Annotated in this window: 15 protein-coding genes; 4 read left to right on the top strand and 11 right to left on the bottom strand. The window is 64.9% G+C overall.

Annotation, left to right across the window (positions count from 1 at the left end; genetic code table 11):
- On the bottom strand, window positions 1-448 hold a 448-nt coding region (locus AC1DW2_RS21110), incomplete at its 3' end, for an NUDIX hydrolase (protein WP_477007113.1).
- A 231-nt stretch (window positions 449-679) separates the two neighbouring features.
- Here AC1DW2_RS21110 and AC1DW2_RS21105 point away from each other — a divergent pair.
- Window positions 680-1102 carry a RidA family protein gene (locus AC1DW2_RS21105; protein WP_014491815.1) on the top strand — a complete coding sequence of 141 codons (423 nt, stop codon included), beginning with the start codon at window positions 680-682 and terminating at the stop codon, window positions 1100-1102.
- Between the two features lie 12 nt (window positions 1103-1114).
- Here the strand turns inward: AC1DW2_RS21105 and AC1DW2_RS21100 are convergent, their stop codons facing one another.
- Window positions 1115-2203, bottom strand: coding sequence for an enolase C-terminal domain-like protein (locus AC1DW2_RS21100; RefSeq protein WP_477007112.1), 1089 nt, complete (start codon window positions 2201-2203; stop codon window positions 1115-1117).
- A gap of 195 nt (window positions 2204-2398) precedes the next feature.
- On the opposite strand from AC1DW2_RS21100, the gene AC1DW2_RS21095 reads away from it, so the two are divergent.
- A complete protein-coding gene (locus AC1DW2_RS21095; protein WP_477007111.1) occupies window positions 2399-3961 on the top strand; it encodes an adenylate/guanylate cyclase domain-containing protein in 1563 nt (520 codons plus the stop codon).
- Window positions 3962-4216: 255 nt separating this feature from the next.
- Here the strand turns inward: AC1DW2_RS21095 and AC1DW2_RS21090 are convergent, their stop codons facing one another.
- The 5 genes from AC1DW2_RS21090 to AC1DW2_RS21070 all read right to left on the bottom strand — a co-directional run bounded on the left by AC1DW2_RS21090 (window position 4217) and on the right by AC1DW2_RS21070 (window position 9955).
- Window positions 4217-5440 (bottom strand): ABC transporter substrate-binding protein, encoded by a 1224-nt coding sequence (locus AC1DW2_RS21090; protein ID WP_166083309.1) that lies wholly within the window; start codon window positions 5438-5440, stop codon window positions 4217-4219.
- Between the two features lie 381 nt (window positions 5441-5821).
- The gene (locus AC1DW2_RS21085; RefSeq protein WP_166105555.1) at window positions 5822-6754 is read right to left on the bottom strand and encodes an alpha/beta hydrolase; all 933 of its coding nucleotides are present in this window, start codon (window positions 6752-6754) and stop codon (window positions 5822-5824) included.
- A gap of 143 nt (window positions 6755-6897) precedes the next feature.
- Entirely contained in the window at window positions 6898-7413 is a 516-nt protein-coding gene (locus AC1DW2_RS21080) for a hypothetical protein (RefSeq protein ID WP_175618015.1), read from the bottom strand.
- Between the two features lie 20 nt (window positions 7414-7433).
- Complete coding sequence (locus AC1DW2_RS21075; protein ID WP_477007110.1) at window positions 7434-9056, bottom strand: flavin monoamine oxidase family protein; 1623 nt, start codon at window positions 9054-9056, stop codon at window positions 7434-7436.
- A 329-nt stretch (window positions 9057-9385) separates the two neighbouring features.
- The gene (locus AC1DW2_RS21070; protein WP_477007109.1) at window positions 9386-9955 is read right to left on the bottom strand and encodes an alpha-ketoglutarate-dependent dioxygenase AlkB; all 570 of its coding nucleotides are present in this window, start codon (window positions 9953-9955) and stop codon (window positions 9386-9388) included.
- Window positions 9956-10034: 79 nt separating this feature from the next.
- Here AC1DW2_RS21070 and AC1DW2_RS21065 point away from each other — a divergent pair, with 79 nt between their 5' ends.
- A complete protein-coding gene (locus AC1DW2_RS21065; protein WP_007597071.1) occupies window positions 10035-10175 on the top strand; it encodes a hypothetical protein in 141 nt (46 codons plus the stop codon).
- Here the strand turns inward: AC1DW2_RS21065 and AC1DW2_RS21060 are convergent.
- Genes AC1DW2_RS21060 through AC1DW2_RS21050 form a run of 3 tightly spaced genes read right to left on the bottom strand, consistent with a single transcriptional unit; the run spans window position 10172 to window position 13972 of the window.
- A complete protein-coding gene (locus tag AC1DW2_RS21060) occupies window positions 10172-11758 on the bottom strand; it encodes an ATP-binding protein (protein ID WP_477007108.1) in 1587 nt (528 codons plus the stop codon). The genes AC1DW2_RS21065 and AC1DW2_RS21060 overlap by 4 nt on opposite strands.
- The gene (locus AC1DW2_RS21055; protein WP_477007107.1) at window positions 11755-12459 is read right to left on the bottom strand and encodes a response regulator; all 705 of its coding nucleotides are present in this window, start codon (window positions 12457-12459) and stop codon (window positions 11755-11757) included. The genes AC1DW2_RS21060 and AC1DW2_RS21055 overlap by 4 nt, the downstream gene beginning before the upstream one ends.
- Before the next feature lie 16 nt (window positions 12460-12475).
- Entirely contained in the window at window positions 12476-13972 is a 1497-nt protein-coding gene (locus AC1DW2_RS21050) for a DUF4153 domain-containing protein (RefSeq protein ID WP_477007106.1), read from the bottom strand.
- A 189-nt stretch (window positions 13973-14161) separates the two neighbouring features.
- On the opposite strand from AC1DW2_RS21050, the gene AC1DW2_RS21045 reads away from it, so the two are divergent.
- A complete protein-coding gene (locus tag AC1DW2_RS21045; protein WP_477007105.1) occupies window positions 14162-15526 on the top strand; it encodes a glycoside hydrolase family 3 N-terminal domain-containing protein in 1365 nt (454 codons plus the stop codon).
- Here AC1DW2_RS21045 and AC1DW2_RS21040 read toward each other — a convergent pair.
- A complete protein-coding gene (locus tag AC1DW2_RS21040; RefSeq protein WP_477007104.1) occupies window positions 15502-17124 on the bottom strand; it encodes an ABC transporter substrate-binding protein in 1623 nt (540 codons plus the stop codon). The genes AC1DW2_RS21045 and AC1DW2_RS21040 overlap by 25 nt on opposite strands.
- Window positions 17125-17196: the final 72 nt, after the last annotated feature.

Here is a 17196-nt window from a genome sequence, read left to right as displayed (position 1 = left end):
GCCGGAGCAGCAGGTCCTTCAGTCCTGTCGGATAGAGGCTCGGTCCGCCCTGCACGTCGAGATCGGCAAGGTCGAACCATCGCGCGACGATCTGCTCCCCGTTATCCTCGCGGAAATCGATGCGGTCCTGGCCGCTGAACGCGCCGTCTGGAAGCGCGACCTCCGCGATGAACATCACCTCGTGCCCGGTCGATCCCTCGTGCACAAAAATGTTCTCCATCACGAGCGGCTCGCCGGTGATCGTGATGTCGATGCCGAGCTCTTCGTTGAATTCGCGCACCAGCGCAGTCCGCCAGCTCTCGCCGAACTCGATCTCGCCGCCGAGCGGGCGAACGCCCTTGATCCGCGCCGCATCGTCACGCACCTCGGCCGCGAGCAGCCGCCCGTCCCGCCAGTGCAGGCCGAGCGCGACGACGCGGATGTGAGGGTGGGGCCGCCATGTGGACATGGGGGCATCGTTATCGTGCCCGCCGCCGCTGCGCAATGCGCGGTGGAGAGACCTTGTCGGGCCGGATCCGCACTGCCTTCGGCATGCAAATGCTTCGCAGCCTTGATCCGTGACTTTCCGCCTGCCATTGTCCGGTCATCCATGACGGCGACGAGCCTGGTGAGATACAATTTGCGGGGTTCGGCGAAACGTGTCGCTTCGCCGGACGTGACGAGAAGGCAGGTTTCCGAGATGAGCAGTGTGAACAAGCCCGGCGGCAACTATTTGCCGGTGATCATCCATGGTGGAATTGCGTATGTCAGTGGTCAGCTGCCGCGTCGCGGTGAGGACCTGCTGTATGCGGGCAAGGTCGGCGCAAATGTCGATATCGCGGCCGCGCAGGAGGCCGCTGCTCTCTGCGCCGATCTCTGCATTTCAGCCATCAACCACGCAACAGGCGGAGAGGACAGGATCGTCCAGGTCCTGCAGCTCGTTGGATACATTGCTTCAGCGCCTGGATTTACCCAGCAGTCGCAAGTCATGAACGGGGCCTCCGACCGGCTCATCGAGCGCTTGGGCGATCGCGGTCGTCACACGCGCACGTCTGTCGGCGTCGCCGAGTTGCCGCGGGGCGCTCCCGTCGAGCTGAGTATGATTGCCGCTGTTCGGTCGTAAGAGGCGGTCTTATCAGACGAGATACTTCTTCACCGCCGCCTCGTCCCACGCGATCCCGTTGCCGGGCTCCTCGCCCGGCAGGGCAAAGCCGTCCTTGATTTGCAATCGTGTCGCCAGCACCGCGTCGGCCCAGTCGACATATTCCAGCCAGTGCGCGGTCGGCGTCACGCAGAGCAGGTGCGCGCTGACCTCCGAGAACAGGTGCGTCGACATCTCGATGCCGGCGGCCTGCGCGAGCGCGGCGGCGCGGAGCCACCCGGTGACGCCGCCGATGCGCTGCACGTCGGGCATCACGTAGTCGCAGGCCTCCGCGGACAGCGCTGATTGCATCGAGAAGGCACTGTCAAAATTCTCGCCGATCTGGACCGGCGTGCGCAGCGCATCCGCGATGCGAGCATTGCCCTCATAATCGTCATGGCGGATCGGTTCCTCGATCCAGGTCAGACCCTCGTCGTCGAGCATCTCGCCGCGGCGGATGGCTTCGGTGACCGTCAGGGCCTGGTTGTAGTCGCACATCAGCGTGACCTGATCGCCGACGGCCTTGCGCACCGCGCGCACCACGGCGAGATCCTCCCGCGCATCGGGCCGGCCGACGCGGATCTTTGCGGCGTGAAAACCTTCGGCCAGCAGCTTGTGGGCCTCGTCCACCGCGGCGCCCGCCGGCATGATGCCGAGCCCCTTCGAATTATAGGCGCGCACCGGTTTCGGCGCGCCGCCGAGCAGGCGGGCAAGGGGCAGGCCTTTGCTACGCGCCAGCGCGTCCCATGCCGCCATGTCGATGCCGGATTGCGCCAGCCGCTGCAGGCCGGCGAGGCCGAGCAGGGTGAAACGCTGGGTCAGCTTGCGCTCGATCTCGAACGGCAGCAGCTCGTCGCCGGCGACGAGCTCAGACATTTCCGTGACCATCGCCGTCAGCGGCTTCAAGGCCGACGGCGTGATCGAGAACAGATAGGCATGCCCCACCGCGCCCTGGTCGGTCTCGCAGTCGATCAGCACCAGCGGCGCCTTTGCGACTGCGCCGGTCGAGGTCTTGAGCGGCAAATTCATCGGCACGATCACGGGGCGCGCATTGAAGCGCCTGATGCGGATGGTCTCGGTCATATGGAGGATCTCCCGGCGGAGTGAATGCAGGTTAATACCGATCTTAAACATTCGCCATGAAACGAAAAGCCATTTGCTGCGACCCACCATGAAATGGGGTTGCGCGGCCTCGCATTTGCGGGCTCTGTGCCGCCGCAAGCTCTTGCCGCGAATTCCCGGGATTTGCGTCAAGATCGCACACGACGGAGCCACAGGGTGAAACAAGAGATCTCCGAAGAACAGCGCAAGAGCGGCATCCTCACGGGGGCCGTGATCGCCTTGCTCCTGCTCGCTTTGCCGGTCGCGGTGTGGCTGGACCTGACCGACCTCAGCAAGACCGCGCTGCGCCGGCAGGCCGCCGACCTCAACTCGGTGATCACGAGCGTGCGCAGCTACTATGCGTCCAACGTCGTCGGCCGCATCCTGGCCAATCCGAATGGCACCACCAGGGTCGTGCACAATTACGAATCCGTCCCCGGTGCGATCCCGATCCCGGCGACGCTGTCGCTGGAGCTCGGACGGGTGATCGGCGCGCAGCAGGAGAACATCACCTACCGCTTCGTCTCGGATTTCCCGTTCCAGAACCGCGCCGCGCACCAGCTCGACAAGTTCGAGAAGGACGCGCTCGACGCGCTTCGGAGGGATCCCGAGCAGAAGATCGTCGAGACCGAGACCTCGCTGTTCTCCGACAAGGTTCGCCTGGTCGCGCCCGTCACGATGGGCCCGGCCTGCGTCAGCTGCCACAACAGCCACCCCGAGAGCCCGAAGAAGGACTGGAAGGTCGGCGACATCAGAGGTATCCAGGAGGTGATCATTGCGCAGCCGATCGCCGCCAACATCTTCTCGTTCAAGTTCCTGCTGGCCTATTTCCTGATCGCCGCCGGCTGCGGCCTGTCGTTCCTCTCGCTCCAGCGCCGCCAGGCCGGCCGCATCAAGGGCATGAACAAGGAGCTCGAATCCGCCAACGACTTCCTGGCTTCGTTGTCGATGAAGATCTCGCGCTACATCCCGCCGCAGGTCTACAAGAGCATCTTCAGCGGCCAGAAGGACGTCACCATCCACACCGAGCGCAAGAAGCTGACGATCTTCTTCTCCGACATCCAGAACTTCACGGCGACAGCCGAGCGGCTGCAGCCGGAGCTGCTGACCCAGCTCCTCAACGAATATTTCACCGAGATGTCGGCGATCGCCCATGAATATGGCGGCACCATCGACAAGTTCATCGGCGATGCCATGCTGATCTTCTTCGGCGACCCCGAGACCAGGGGCGACCGTGCGGACGCTGAGGCCTGCCTCCAGATGGCCTGGCGGATGCAGCAGCGTCTTGCCGAGCTCAATGCGAAGTGGCGCGCCTCCGGGATCGAGCAGCCGTTCCGCTCGCGGATGGGCATCAATTCCGGCTATTGCAATGTCGGCAATTTCGGCAGCAGCGACCGCATGGATTATACGATCATCGGCGCCGAAGCGAACCTCGCCGCGCGCCTGCAATCGATCGCCGAGCCCGGCGGCATCGTGCTGAGCTACGAGACCTTTGCGCTGGTCAGCGACATCGTCCGCGCCCACGCGCTGCCCGCGATCACGATGAAGGGCATCAGCCGCGAAATCATTCCCTATTCGGTCGACGCGCTCAACGACGCGGCGGCGGAGAAGAGCGGTGTCATCACCGAGCGCGCGCCCGGCCTCGAGCTGTATCTCGACCCCGCCATGGTGAAGTCAGGCGATGCAGCACGCGTCCGCTCGCTGCTGGAAAACGCGCTGGCCGCGCTGAAGCCGGCGTGAGGGTGCGCGCAGACTTGCGTGACTCCTCTCGAGAGTGCGCCGTGTGGCACCCCTCTCCCTAACCCTCCCCCGCAAGGGGGGAGGGAACGCAGTTGCGCGTGTGGCTGCGTCAAGGTGACGACAATTGGCTTTGGTTTTGTGAACTCATTGAGCTGTGAGCCCAGCTCTCGCCACGCGGCACACTGTGCTCCCTCCCCCCTTGCGGGGGAGGGCGGGGGAGAGGGGTGGCCCAGGAAAAGGTGCGTCCGAGTCGGCTTACCGCGCCGCCCCTTCCGTGAACGCGGTCTCGATCACATCGCCAAAAGGCTGCCAGGAACGGCCGTCGAACTGCACAAGCCGCATCTGCTTGATCGGCAGATAGCTGTTGGGCGAGGTGCTCATCCTGATGTTGGGCAACGCAACGGAGGGCTGCTGATCCCTCAGCGAAGCCGCCTGACGCATGATGTTCTCGCGCGACAGGTCGTCGCCGCATTGCTTCAGCACCTGTGTCAGCGCCTCGGCTGCGCCGTAGCCGTAGACCGCGGCGCTGTTGTTGGTGCTTTCGACGTGATGGTACTTGTCCATGAAGGCGAACCAGTCCTTCATGGCGGGGTCGTTCTTCCATGCGGGGTCGCTCGGATCCTTCAGGAAGGCCGCCGAGATCACGCCGGACGAATTCTCCAGGCCCGCGGGCGCCATCGCGTTGGCGATCGAGGCGGAGGCGTCGTTGACGATGATGACCGGGCGCCATTTGAGCGACGCCGCCAGCTTGATCACCTTGGACGCCGTCGACGGCACGCCGAGAAAGACGAAGATGTCCGCGCCCGCGCGCTTGAGGATCGAGACATGCCCTTCGAGATGCTCATCGGCAATGTCGAAGGCGATGTCGACGAGGACAAGGCGGTTCAGGTCGCCAAGACCTTCCTGGATGCCCCTGTAGAGCATGCGTCCGAACTGGTCGTTCTGCCAGAGCACCACGATCTTCTTCTTGGGGTAATAGGCCTGGATATAGTTGGCATAGATGCGCCCCTCCGACCGGAACGACGGCTGCCAGCCCATGGTCCAGGGAAACGCCTTGGCCTGGCTCAGCTCCTCGTCGCCGGAGGCGACGAACAGCTGCGGGATTCTCTTCTCGTTCAGGTACCAGCGCGTGGCGATATTGCCGGGCGTGCCGAACGAGCCGAACATCAGGTGCACGTCGTCCTTCTCGACCAGGTTGCGCGTCAGCTCCAGCGCGGTGGCCGGATCGGAATTGTCGTCGCGCGTGATGAAGCGGATCTTGCGGCCGTTGATGCCGCCGCGCGCGTTGATCATGTCGAAATAGGCGGCCTCCGCCTGGCCGATGGCGCCGAATTCCGAGAGCGGTCCCGAATACGGCATGACATTGCCGATGCGGATTTCATCGCCGCTCGCGGGTTGTTCGGCGTGTTGCTGGGACATCGCGCCAAGCGACGCGATAGCGATCATCGAAACGAACAGCATCCTGCCGATGACGCGCATGCTCGATACCTTGATATTGGCCCCTCCAAGAGGTCGGCTCAATCCGCACCAAGTCCGCTTGATCTACGTCAAGCGTTTGTCAAAGCTGTGGCTTGATCGCCCGCTTCAAGGCGACGCATCGCGAACGAAACGACAGCCGTGTTGACGGGCCATCAATCGACAGAGCGTGCCGTGTGGCACCCCTCTCCCTAACCCTCCCCCGCAAGGGGGGAGGGAACGCATCTTTCGTTTGGCGAGTGACTCCATTCATTAGCGCGTCGGCGATGAGGGCACAGCGTGGCCACGTGCTCCGCTGCGCTCCCTCCCCCCTTGCGGGGGAGGGCGGGGGAGAGGGGTGGCCCAGCAAAAGGTGAAAGTCGTCGCGCCGCCCGCAACGCGCCGCTACGGCAGCTCCCGCGCCTCGAGCTGATGCACCAGGAGCAGCGTCGGTTCGGCGAGGCTGTCGCCGGAGCCGTCGAGGCCGAAGGCGGCGGCGATGCCGTCGCGGCTGCGCAGCAGCGTGCTGCGCGGGCAGTGGCCGGCGCCGCAGAGGGTCTTCTTCAAGGTCTCGCCCTGCGCCACGAGGTTCGCGGGATCGTTCGCGGCCCAGGCCAGCACGATCGGCGCGTCGACGTTGAGGATGCCGGGGAAGACCGACCGCTTGTCGTATTGGGTGGGGTCAGTGCCAAGATAGGCCTTCTCGCTGTCGCTCGCGTCCTTGCCCGCGCGGTAGATCCCGGACACCAGCACGACGGCGGCGACATCGGCGCGGTCGGTCTGGAACTCGGGATGCGCCAGCAAGGTGGCGACATGGAAGGCGCCGGCGCCGTAGCCGACCGCGACGATCTCGCGGGCATCGCCATTGAACAGGTCGATGTTGCCGTGGACCCAGGATAGCGCCGCCGCGACGTCGGTTGCACCCATCGGCCAGGTCGCCGCAGGCGCAAAGCGATAGTTGACGCGCACGCCGATCATGCCGTTGCGCGCGGCAAAGCACATCGCCTGGTCCTGGACCTCGCGTGACAGGTCCGGCGCGCCGCGATCGCCGGTGAAGGTGTCGCCCCCCACGAACACCAGCACGGGCCGGGGCGTATCCGCCTTGGTCTCGCTGCTGGTGGCGACGTCGAGCACATTGGCCTCGCTCTCGCCGTAGCGCAGCCCCCGCGAGAAGGAGATCTGCTCGCACAGCCGCGCAGTGCCACCGGCGGTCGTGTCGTTGTCGGTGAGGCCCACCCGGACGAGATTGGACGGCCCCGTGAGCCGCGCGGGCAACGGACCGCGTGCGGAGGCTGCCGTCATGCCCAGGATGAGGAAGAAAGCGAGATAATTCTTCATGTTGGTATGTTGGTGCCGGCCCTGCGTGCCCGATATGGGCTCGCGCATTTGGCCCGTCTTTTCAATTCGCCTTATTAGTTAGTTCGTCTTGAGGCGATTTCACGGCACCCGGTTTCTTGCCCATGTTCTTGCCCATGCGCGGTTCAATTCCCCGGCTGGAACGTGCAGTCGGCCCCGCTCCCGTCCTTGCGGCGGATGGCATTGGGGTCGATCGTGCAGCTCAGCTTGCTCAGGCTCTCGAAGTTCGATCCCGCCGCACCATCGGGCGGAATGCCGGCGAGCGCTTCTGTCGCGAAAATTTCATTGGCCGTCGAACCGTTCACGGTCCTGCTCTTCTTGCCGAAGGTCAGCTCGCAATTGCGTAACGTGATGTCGACATTGCCGGTGCGGCAGACGATTCTGTCCACAGTCACCACGATTGGCTTCTTGTAGGGAATCTCGGCATTGGCGGCGAACAGCATCGCCACCGCCTTCCTCTCGGCGCCGGTCAGGTCCGGCGACAGCGGCGCGATCACGCCCGCGAGCGCCAGCGCCGTCGAGCCCGAGACTTTCGCAGGCGTCGCCCCCGAGGCTCCGGCGGCGTTGAAGGCGCCGGCAAAAGCGAGCGCGGAGATGATGCGGGCCCAAATCCTGGATCGGGCCCTTGTCGTGAATGTCATTCGCGTCGCTTCCTCTCCGGTCACGGCTTCGCCGCCGCAAGGCGCCCCGAACCTATGACAGAATTGCTAGTCCGGGCAGAGCCATGCGCTTCAGGCTGCTTGTCGATGGCCTTGATGATCGCAGCCGCCGCCGTCTGGCCGGACTGGAGAGCGCCTTCCATGTAACCGAAATAGGCAAAGCAGGTGTGCTCACCGGCAAAGAACAGGCGGTCCTCGAAGCCCTTGGCCAGCAGCGGACCGGCGCGGCAGACCTCGCCCGGGGCGGGACAGGAATAGCCGGCGGCGGTCCATTCGTCGCGCGGCCAAGCCATGAACTCCGGTTGATCGGCCAGATGCGCGACATAACCCTTGTAGACGCTGCCGATCTGCTGCGCGTAGAACGCGTCGACCTGCGTCTGGTCACCGGGCTGGTAGTGCTTGAGAGCTTCCGCCGCGACGTCGGCGCCGGCAAACAGGCTGAGCTCGACCGGATGATCCGGCGGGGCGATCTGGTTGTCCGTCCCTTCCCAGGTGACACCGAACTGGTTCGAGATGGCAGTCGGGGCGAGGCCCTCGCCGATCCAGAAGCGCTTCTTGAGCGGGCTGAGATATTTCACAGCCGTCCCCATCGTGACGTAGTAGTCGTGCGGCAGGTGGGGCGTGATCGTGATCTTGGCGTTGGGTGAGTCCGGCCACAGGCTCGGGGGTATCGCGAGCACGGCATAGTCGGCGGCGAAGGGCGCGCGTGCCGTTCCGTTGCCGGAGGGGCTGAATTCCAGGGTCACGCCTTCGCTGTCGATGCGGATGGCGCGCACCGGCGTCGACAGGTGGGTGCTGGCGCCCTTGTCCTCGATGTCCTGCGCGAGACGAATGGCGAGCTCCTGATTGCCTTCCGAGCAGCGCAAAGTCTCGGTCTGGGTGAAGAAGGCGTCGATCTGGTCCTTCATCCGTCCGCCCGCGACGACGGCCAGATTAGCAAGAAGGCTCTGCTTGGTGGTCGGCTGGCCGGCGTCGTTGGAGAACTGCTCGTCCATGGCGTGCTTGGTGAGCTTCGAGCAGTCGAGGCTGGCGATCCACTCCGCAATCGTCCTGGCGTCGAGTTTCCTTGCGCCCTTGGCGCGCCAGGGCTTGTCAGGCTTGACCCTGCCGGCCCACCGACTGAGCTTGCCGAAAGCATCGTCCATCTCGTGATAGACCAGCTTCATCTGGCCGTCGGAGAGCTTGTGGCCGTCGAGAAACACCGGCATGTCGAGCTCGAGCGCGTCGAAATTGGTGTCCGAGGTGATGACGGAGAGGCCGAGCTCGAACCGCTTGGCATATTTCAGCCAGAGCGGATGGTTGTAGCCGATCAGCTCGCCGCCGGCCTCGACGATCCCGCTCGGCTTCTTCTTGCTGAGAACCCGGCCGCCGAAGCGGTCGCGGGCCTCGAACAGCGTCACCTCGCAATGCGCGACGAGCTCGGAGGCCACCATCAGGCCGGCGAAGCCGCCGCCGATGATCGCGACTTTCGGGCGTCGCACCGCCAGCGCGCGGAGCGCGGTGGGTGAACGGATCGTGGGTGGGGTGGGTTGAAGGGCGAGCTTGTCCTTGACCCGCCGTTGGCGCTCCGCCCCCGAAATCCTGGGCCCGTAACGCCGGTGCAGCCGCGCAAACAGCGAACGCATCGCGAGCTTCCCTTGAAAATGTCTTCTGCCGGGACGGCGCCGTGCCGCGCCCTGAAATGCTGCAACATCGGTTAAAAATGGACCGGTCGATAGAAGCGAGACTAACTTACAATCTTGCGGAGAGTCGAGTGGCGGCTTCTCTTCCCCCCGAAATCTTGCCCCTGGCCCGCAATTGAAGGGAAAATCCGCGAACCGCGCGACGATTGCGCGGCGCGGCTGTTTTGGTCCGACGTGTCAAACATTTGGGGCGCGCGACCGCGGCCGCATGCCGGCCGCGCGTTCTACTGTGCATGGGGTTGTTTTCGCAGTTTTTGTTTTGGGGGGGCCGGTCACGCCTGCTTCATCGTCCGGAAGGTGATCGAATAGCGGCGTGCCTCAACCGGCGGGATGCTGTGCTCCCATTGTGACCGCGCCTCGCCGTCCATCAGGTAGAGCGAGCGCGGCAGGGCTTCGAGCGCGTGGCGCTCCCATTTGTCGCCGCTACGGCGGCGGAAGCGGAATTTGCACGGTGAGCCCAGCGACAGGCCGAGGATCTCCTTGAAATGCGGCTTGTCGCGGTGCCAGCCGATGCCGACGCCGGTGTCATATTCGGTGCAGAGCACCTGCCGGACGCTGCCGGCGGCGAGGCCCGCCCAGGCCTCGACCTGCCGCGCGACGGGCAGGACCCAGTCCGGGATCGGCTCGGCCTCGGCCAGCCGTTGCAGCGAATAGTCATAGCGATAGCCGAACGAGGCCACCCGGCGGTTGCCCTCGAAGGCGCCGAACTGGAAGCGCTGCAGCGGCAATGCTGCGATGCGGCCGATCAAGTCCTGCTCGACGGCGGCCACGACGAAGTCATCGGTATAGCGAAGCCCGGCAGGACCGGCTTGCGGTTCGGCGAATAGACCTAGCTGCGTCATTCCTCGCATTTCCGTGATGGAACCTATTGGCGGCTGAAGCGACTTACATAGGACACGGAAAAAAACGTGCGAGGCTGTCATGGCAGAGAAGCATACCGCCGATCCGGCAGAGATCATGCGGGCGACCGGTCATCCTGAGCTGGAATATGCCGCCGGCTGGACCATCGCCGGTCTGGTCACCATCGGCACCATCGTCGCCGCCTGGGTATTCGCGATCTAGGCTATCGGAAACTGGAGCTCGAAGGCCGCGCCCTCGTCGGTCGGCTTCAGCTTGATCGAGCCGCCATGGCTCGCCATCACCGCGCGCGCGATCGCCAGCCCCATCCCGGTGCCGCCCTGGTCGCGGCGGGTGGTGAAGAACGCATCAAATATCCTGTCGCGGTTCGGCGCCGAAATCGGCTCGCCATCATTGCTGACCGTCACAAGCAGGGTCGTCCGCTCGTCCACCGCCTCCAGCCTGATGGTCCTCGCCCGGTGCCGCATCGCGTTGTCGGCGAGATGCGACAGCACGATCAGCGCCTTCTCGCCGGACATGCCGATCGCCCGGTCGAGGCGGCCGCTGGCCTCGATTGAGCTTGCCGGAAACCGGCTCCTTAGGTCGGCGATGACAGGCGCAAGCTCGGTGCGCTCGTTCTGCGGCAGGCTCTCGGCGCGGGCGAGTTCGCGCAGCCGCTGCGCCATCGCCTCCAGCCGCTGCGTGTCCGACAGGATGTTGGCGATGAACGTCTTCTGCTCGGCAGGCGTCAGGCCTTCCGGCTTTCCTTGAAACGAATCCTGCAACAGCTCGGCCGCACCCTTGATCGAGGTCAGCGGCGATTTCAGCTCGTGGGTGAGGTGGGCCGAGAACGTCGCGATATAGTCCGAGCGCCGCGCCAGCTGTTCCGCCATGCCGAGAAAACTGTGCGAGAGCTGGGCGAACTCGCGGGTGCCGTAATGCCGGAGCGGCCGAAACGCCTCGCGGTCGCCGCGGCCGATGCGCGCGGCGCGGTCGATCAGCTCGCGCATCGGCAGCGTGATGGTGCGCGAGAATACGAGGCCGATCGCGATGGTGCCCAGGATCACGGCGAGCCCCGCCAGCACGAACTTGGCCCGCTCCTGGTAGAGATGGTCAAAGATGTTGCTCGGCGTCCGCGTGGTGTAGATCACCCCGGCGACGCGATTGTTGACGATGACGGGCATCGCCGAGAACACATGCACGCCGAGGCCGCGGCTGAAGGAATAGATCGGCGGCGGCGGTCGATCCGGGACGCGGTTGCGCAGGGTGGCGCGGTATTGCCCGTGCAGCGCGTCCGCGACCTCCTCGATATGGGCGAGCGACTGCCCGACCTCGTAGCGCCCGGCGATCACCACGCCCTGCGGATCGAGGATGCGAAAACCCGCCAGCGTCACCTTCTGGGTCTCGCGGATGATCGGCGTCAGCCTTGCGCCGATCTCGACATAGGCTGGCTGCGCCGGCTGCGGCGCGGCTTGCGCATCGGGCCGCCGCCGCAAGAGATCGTTGGCGGTGAGGTCGAGCGCGGGACGGATCGGGGTGACCTGGTCGCCGGGGTCGGGCAGCACGTTGGGCGGCACCTCGGCGCCGAGCGTCAGGCCGCTGTCGAGCCGCGCCGTGACCTCCTGCGCATAGATCGTCGCCAGCACGCGGCTCTGCGCAATCAGCTCGGCCTGGGTCTGGCGGATGAGCTGGTTGTCGTAGAGGCGGAAGAAGAACAGGCCGACCAGCGGCAGCACGCCGACGGTCGCCAGCACCGTGAAAATCACGAGGGTGAGCGACGGCCGCCATTTGTCGGGCGCTGCGCTCATGCCTCTTTCTCGCAGCGGCCGAGCTTGAAGCCGACGCCGTGGATGGTCTCGATCACGTTCTCGCAATTGTGCGCCGTGAGCTTGGCGCGGATGTTGCGGATGTGGCTGTCGATGGTGCGGTCGGAGACCTGGATGTTGAGCTGATAGGCCGCCCGCATCAGCTGCTCGCGGTTGAACACCGAGGTCGGCCGGGTCAGGAACGCGCGCAGGATGCCGAACTCGATCGCGGTCAGCTTCAGCGGCGTGCCGGCAAAGGATGCGACATGCTGCTCGGGATCGATCAGCAGGCCGCCTTGCGACAGCGCGCCCGGCCCGGTCTTGGCCTCGCCATTGCGCGGGCTGAGGCGGCGCAGGATGACGTTGACACGCGCCACCAGCTCGCGCGGGCTGAACGGCTTCGTCACGTAATCGTCGCCGCCGATCTCGAGGCCGAGGATGCGGTCGATCTCCTCGTCGCGCGCCGACAGGAACAGGATCGGCACGTCGGACACCTTGCGCACCTCGCGGCAGACATCGAGCCCGTCGAACTCGGGCATGCCGATGTCGAGCACGATCAGGTCGGGCTTGTCGGCGGCAAAGCGGGCGAGTGCCTCCTTGCCGTCGCGCGCCTCGATCACGTCCATGCCGGCCTTCTTCAGGGCGACGCGGATGACCTCGCGGATGTGGCCCTCGTCGTCGACGATGAGAATGCGATGCGCCAAGAACCTCTCCGCTTCCTCAGCCTGCCTGCTGATCCTTTGCCTGCGCGTCCAGCCTGCGCGGGAGCCGCCAGCTCCGAAAGCCCCAGCTCCGCCAGGCCAGATCCTGGCGCTGCTGTTCTACAAGGCGGTCGCGGCGCGACACAAGGCAGCTCTCGGGGGCGCCGGGCCGGAGCAAGATGGCCTTGTCGATGGCAGGCAGCGCCTGCGGCCCGAGCGTCAGGAGATAGTTGATGTCGATCTGCACGCCTTTGCCCGATGCTTCCCGGCTGTGGGTGACATTGTAGTCGGCAATGAACGCATCGAAGTTCACAAGCGAGCAGCTATAGAGCACGATCGTCAGCGCGATCAGATTGGCACCGACGAGCCACTGGTTGGACCGGTTGAGCGCGATGCGCGCCACGATCAGGACCAGCCCGAGCGCCACCAGCCCCATCCAGATGAAGGCCGCGATGCGCCAATAGGTCAGCATGTAGATGTCGACATAGAGATCGAGGCGAAGGATGGAGGAGGCGACGAGCAGCACGTTCTGCCCGACCCAGAGATAGACCAGCGGCCGGATCACTCTTGATTTCTCGGCCGCCCCGCCCGGGCGCATCGCGACCAGCACGAAGGCGGCGGCGAGCAACGCGGTCGCGATCAGCGGATAGGCGCCGCGATGGGCGTAGGCCGCATAGGTCAAATTGTCGGGCAGCGCCACATGGCCCCAGAGATAGATCCCGTCGAGGATGGACTGCGCCGCGAACAGCAGGTTGAACAAGATCAGCGAGCGCAGAATGGTGGAGGGGTTCAGAAATTCGGCCGAGACCAAGGGCGGGAGCGGGGCCGGCACGGGGCCATCGGCAACGGCGGTGGTGACAATCGTCCTGCGCCGCCAGCGCACATGGATGAACGGCCAGACCAGCGCCAGCATCATGGCCCAGAACAGCACGCGCGGGATGCTGATGTATTCGAGGATGAGCTTTGGATTGAGCAGGGACACCCATTGCTCGATCACCGGATTGGCCGCGGCGAACAGCGCGACGAAGACGGTGCTGAGCGTTGCCGGGAGCAGCCAGAGTGCAATGCCGCGGGTGAACGCCGACATGTTGAAGATCTGGAGCGCCTCGAGGAAGAACCTGAAGGGCCCGAACAGGACAAAGTTGCGCAGCGCGCGGGCACGCTCAGCGAACCCGGTCGTTTCGGGATTGGTCGCGATCAGAAGCGCAATGGCCAGCGCCATGGTGAAGATCAGGAAGGACAGCATGTTCAGCTCCTCGACGGCCGGAACGAGGCCGGCGACGAGAACGGCCGTGCCGATCATGGCGCGCCGCAGACCCAGGGCCGCATGATTGAAGAGCATCGACACGCAGGCCATCGCGACCGCAAAGAGCGTCAGCGACAGCCCGATCCGCTGGCCGTAGAACAGCCAGTCGGCGAGCGCGGCCAGCACCAGCGCGAGGCCGACCTTGGCCGGGATCGAGGAATGCCTGATCGGCTGGATTTCCGCTGCTATCGTCGAAGCCAGGCTCGTCATATCCAAATGACCTTTCGTGATGGGTGGCATCACGAAGTCTGAACACCTGTTGTGCAGAAGGCGGGACCATCATCTGCACGGTTTCAGGAGTCTTCTGCAGTTTTCGTGCAGGCGCGCGTTTGCCTCTCGCACAGCGTGATTCGCTTTGATAGGTGCGGAGCATTCGCCACTCATAGCGTGTGACGCATCATGCAATTCCTCGGTCGTATCGGTCTCATCCTGCTCTGGCTGGCCGCGCCGCTCGTCGCATTCGTGGCCGCCAACAAGAACGATCCCTATCTGGTCCCGCTGCGCGGCGCGGGAAACCTCGCGCTTGTCGTCGCAAGCCTCGCGATCGTCATCCTCCTGCTCCGCAAAGGGCGTTGGCGTACCATCGCGGGCAAGCTGCTCGTCGTGCTCTGGTGCCTGCCGCCGGTCCTGATGTCGGCGGCGCATCTGAAGTTCGAGCTGCGCAAGCACGACGTGCTCGCCGCGAGCGCCACCGAGGCGCGTCAGCTCGGACCTCACTTCATGGTGGGCTATTCCTCCTTTCCCGAGGTTGCGCGCCTTGCCGAGCAGGGCTTGATCGGGGGCGTCTACGTGACCCGGCGCAACATCCACGGCCGGACCGTCGAGACGTTGCGCGCCGAGATCGCGGCGCTCCAGGACAAGCGGCGCGCCGCCGGCCTGCCGCCGCTGGTCGTTGCGGCAGACCAGGAGGGCGGCATCGTCGGACATCTCGCGCCGCCGCTGACGAAGGTGCCGGCGCTGGCGACGCTCAGCGGGCTCGCCCCCGACGAACAGCAGGCCAGGGCCCAAGAGTTCGGCCGTATCCACGGCCGCGAGCTCGCCGGGCTCGGCGTCAACCTCAACCTCGCGCCGGTGCTCGACCTCAAGCCGCCGGTTCGGCGCAATCGTCTCGATTTTCACACGCTGATCGGTCAGCGCGCGATTGCGACCGACCCTGCCGTCGTCAGCACGATCGCGAGCGCCTATGTGCGCGGGCTGGAAGAGTCAGGCGTCGGTGCTACGCTGAAGCATTTTCCCGGCATCGGCCGCGTCCGCACGGACACGCATCATTTCAGCGCCAAGCTCGATACGCCGGTAAAAGAGCTCGAAGCCACCGACTGGCTGCCGTTCCGCGAGGTGTTGTCGCATTCGCGCAGCGCGCTCATGGTTGGGCACGTGACGCTCACGACCGTCGATCCCGATCGCGCCGCCTCGCATTCGAAACGCGTTATTGATGGCATCATCCGCGACAAGTGGGGTTACCAGGGCATGGTGATGACCGACGACCTCGTGATGGGTGCGATCTACCAGCACGACGTCTGCAAAGCCGTGGTCGAGGCGATCAACGCCGGCGTCGATCTGCTGCTGGTTGCCTATGATGGTGCGCAATTCTATCGGGTCTTCGCCTGCGCGCTGGATGGGTCGCAGCAGGGCAAGCTCGACGCGGCGATGCTGCGCACGAGCGCGGCACGGTTGGCGCGGGGCTTCCCGACCGAGCAGGCGCGAGCCGCCTCGGACGTCGTCCGCGTTGTCGACTGGCATCAGCCCTTCGCGAACTGGCGGTAGTCGGGTTCGCGGTGAAACCAGAACTCGTAGCCGGTGATGGCCTTCTGCATGGCGACGTCGTGGATCGGCTGGTTGAGCGGAACGACGGGAACGTCGCGCATGCAGAGCGCGATGAAATCCTTCACGCACCGGTCGTATTCCGCCGCATCCGCCGTGAAGCGCGCCTTGTCGATCAGCGCGTCCATCGCCTTGTTCTGGTATGACGAGATGTTGAAGATCGAATTGTTGCCGTGGAAATTCCAGTAGAAATAGTACTCGGGATAATCGAGCCAGCCGCTGAAGCGGTTGAGCGCGAGCGGCAGCTCCTTCTTGTTCAGCGTCGTGCGCCAGTTCGCGCCGGGGATTTTTTCAATCGACGCCTTGATGCCGATCTTGGCCAGACTTTCCTGGATCAGGATGGCGGTCGGTTCGCCGACGGTCGCAGTGCCTGTGTCAAGCGACAAGGTCGTCTCCAGGCCGGACTCAAAGCCTGCTTCCTTCATCAGCGCCTTGGCCTTGTCGAGATCGGTGACATAGGGAGAGGGCTGTGGCCACACCGGTTTTGAGACGTCCGCCGCTCCGCCATACATTGGAACGGCGCGGCCGAAGAACGCGCTGCTCTGGATCTGCTCATAGGGCATCGCCCAGGCGATGGCCTGCCGTAGCTTCACATTGTCGAACGGCGGCTTCGCTGTGTTCAGCGCGACGTACCAGAGCGCGTTCGGGATCGGCACGCCCGATACCTTGACCTTTGCCTCCTTGATGATCTGCTCGAAATCGCGCGGCGCAAAGCCGCTTGAAATATCCGCATCGCCGCGCTCCAGCATCGCGCGGCGCGTGCCGGCGGAGGGGACGTCGCGCGCGATCACGCGCCTGATCTTCGGCAGCGGTCCGCTCTTCCAGTCGTCGAAGCGGGCCAGCACCGTCTCGCTTCCTGGCTTCCAGCTTTCGATCCTGTAGGCGCCGCCACCGGCCTCGTTGGTCCTGAGCCAGGCCAGCGCCCAGGGATCTTCCGCCGTCGCGTTCTTCTTGGCGAGTTCGGAATTGATGATGAAGGGGACGACGACGGCGACGTTGAACAGCAGCATCTTGTCCTTGCGGACATAGTCGATGCGGAAGGTGTGGTCGTCGACCACCACGAACTGCTCGGGCTTCTCCAGCGAACCCGCCGACATCTGGAAGGTCGGAAAGCCGCCGACCTTCACGGCGCGGTCGAACGACCATTTGACGTCCTTGGCGGTAACAGGCGTGCCGTCGTGGAATTTCGCGTCCTTGCGAAGCCTGAAGGTGCAGGACATGCCGTCGGCGGCGACTTCCCAGCTCTCGGCGAGTTCGGGCGCGAGCTTTTCGCGATCATAGGACACGGTCCCATCGGGCAGCGTCTTGGAGGCGTAGGTCAGCAGGCGGTCGTAACAGTTCCAGGACAGGCCGTTCACGGTCTGGTTGGAGCCGACGCCCTGCATGTCGAGCGAGTTCGGCCCGAGCTCCTGCACCACCAGCAGCGTCTCGCTACGCCCTTGGGCAGTGGCGAAGCGAGGTGCGATGGCGGTCAATCCAGCTGCGCCAAGGCCTCCCAGCAACACATTGCGGCGGCTGATGTCGAAAGACGATGCATTCATCGATGCCTCCTTGAGCCAATTGCGACCAAAGGAGGCAAGCGCCATGCCAGTAAATGCGACGCATGGTGTCGC

This window comes from Bradyrhizobium sp. P3_C3 (assembly GCF_056402655.1).
Note: the sequence above shows the minus strand (reverse complement) of the source record. Positions and strands in the feature narration are given on the sequence as shown.